This is a genomic window from Puniceibacterium confluentis (genome assembly GCF_007923445.1).
GTDB classification, from domain to species: Bacteria; Pseudomonadota; Alphaproteobacteria; order Rhodobacterales; family Rhodobacteraceae; genus Puniceibacterium; species Puniceibacterium confluentis.
Genome location: NZ_VOJI01000072.1, coordinates 1 through 1377, shown reverse-complemented (window position 1 = coordinate 1377; position 1377 = coordinate 1). Strand labels below are relative to the sequence as shown.

General features: G+C 61.3%; 1 protein-coding gene. It reads right to left on the bottom strand.

Going from position 1 to position 1377, the window contains the following annotated elements:
* Positions 1 to 113: 113 nt before the first annotated feature.
* Positions 114 to 1295: an IS5 family transposase gene (locus tag FOY53_RS22565; protein WP_146592528.1), complete on the bottom strand. Its 1182-nt coding sequence runs from the start codon at positions 1293 to 1295 to the stop codon at positions 114 to 116.
* Between the last annotated feature and the right edge of the window lie 82 nt (positions 1296 to 1377).

Below are 1377 nucleotides of genomic sequence, written 5' to 3'. Positions count from 1 at the left end.
CAGGTCGCTGAAAAAGTCGGCTGCCAAGAACGTTGTTCTGGTCAGGCGCGAGGGACTCTTTTCCAAGCGCGAGTCTCAGGGCGCATTTTGCCGATCTTCCTCGTTTTCCTTGGTCATGTTGCCAGCAACTTCGGCAGCCTCGCCAGATTGCAGGCGGCCATGGTCATCGTGAACTGCGCGCCGAGCCTTTCGGTGCCGCGCAGCATTGTCTGGGCCATTGAGCCGACGGTTTTGGCCCACCCGAAGGGCTCTTCGATCTTCTTGCGCCGTTTTTGCGACACGGCGTAGCCTGAATGACGGGTCGTTCGCCCGTCGATTGCGGAATGGCGCGACTTGCGGGCGACGTGCGGCGTGACGCACATCTGACGAAGGTCGGAGATGAAGTCTGCGCTGTCATATCCCTTGTCGGCGCCGAGAGTGAGACGTCGGGTTGAGCCCGGGGAGTGACGGTTGACCATTTCCAATGCTGCCTTTCGCTCCGCATGGCCATCGGCCTGCGTGACCTCCGCCTGCACGATCAGGCCGTTGCGGTTTTCCATCAGCGTGTGGCCCATGAAGCAAAGGATGGCCCCGGCGCCGGGCGACTTCTTGTAGAGACGCGCCTGGGGGTCGGTCACCGAGGCATGCGTCGCGTTCGACCGTTTCTGCCCGCGAAAGTCGGCTTCGGCATTTCGGTTGCGGCTGGTCTTGCGGGGCATCGGCTCGATCTCGGTGTGGCTGGGTTCGGGGGCGGCGGTGCTGGAGGATGGCGATGGCGGTGGTGGCGGATCGTCTGGTCCATCCGCCCGGTCCGGCGGTGCGGCATCAGCTTTCGGCTGAAAACTTTTCATGGAAGCCCACGCCTTGATCAGCGTGCCGTCGACCGAGAAGTGCTCGTCCGACAGCAGCGGCTTCACCTCCGAGTGAGCAAGAATGGCGGTCATGAACTTGCGCGACATCTCTGTCGTCAGTAGCCGGTCACGGTTCTTCGTGAACACCGTCGGAACCCAGACCGGATCGTCGATGCCAAGGCCCACGAACCAGCGGAACAAGAGGTTATACTCCATCTGTTCCATGAGCTGCCGCTCAGAGCGAACCGAGAACAGTATCTGGATCAGGCTCGCGCGGATCAGCCGCTCAGGCGCGATGGAGGGGCGGCCATCAACCGAGTAGAGCCGGTCGAACTCGGGATCGAGGCTGAACAAGGCGTCGTTGACGACCTGACGGATCTTGCGAAGCGGGTGCTTGGCGGGAATGCGATCCTCAAGGTCGACATAGCTGAAGAGTGACCCGCTTGTCTCGTCCGTTCCACGCATGATCACCTCCGGCAAACCATCAGGAAAAGTGAATCATGTCCTAAATCCCGCGTCCAGCGCGGGGTTTTTCAGCAGCGTGTTA

Excerpts from the sequence above, each read along its gene's own strand:
- FOY53_RS22565 (WP_146592528.1), bottom strand. The coding sequence starts at position 1,295 with ATGCGTGGAACGGACGAGACAAGCGGGTCACTCTTCAGCTATGTCGAC.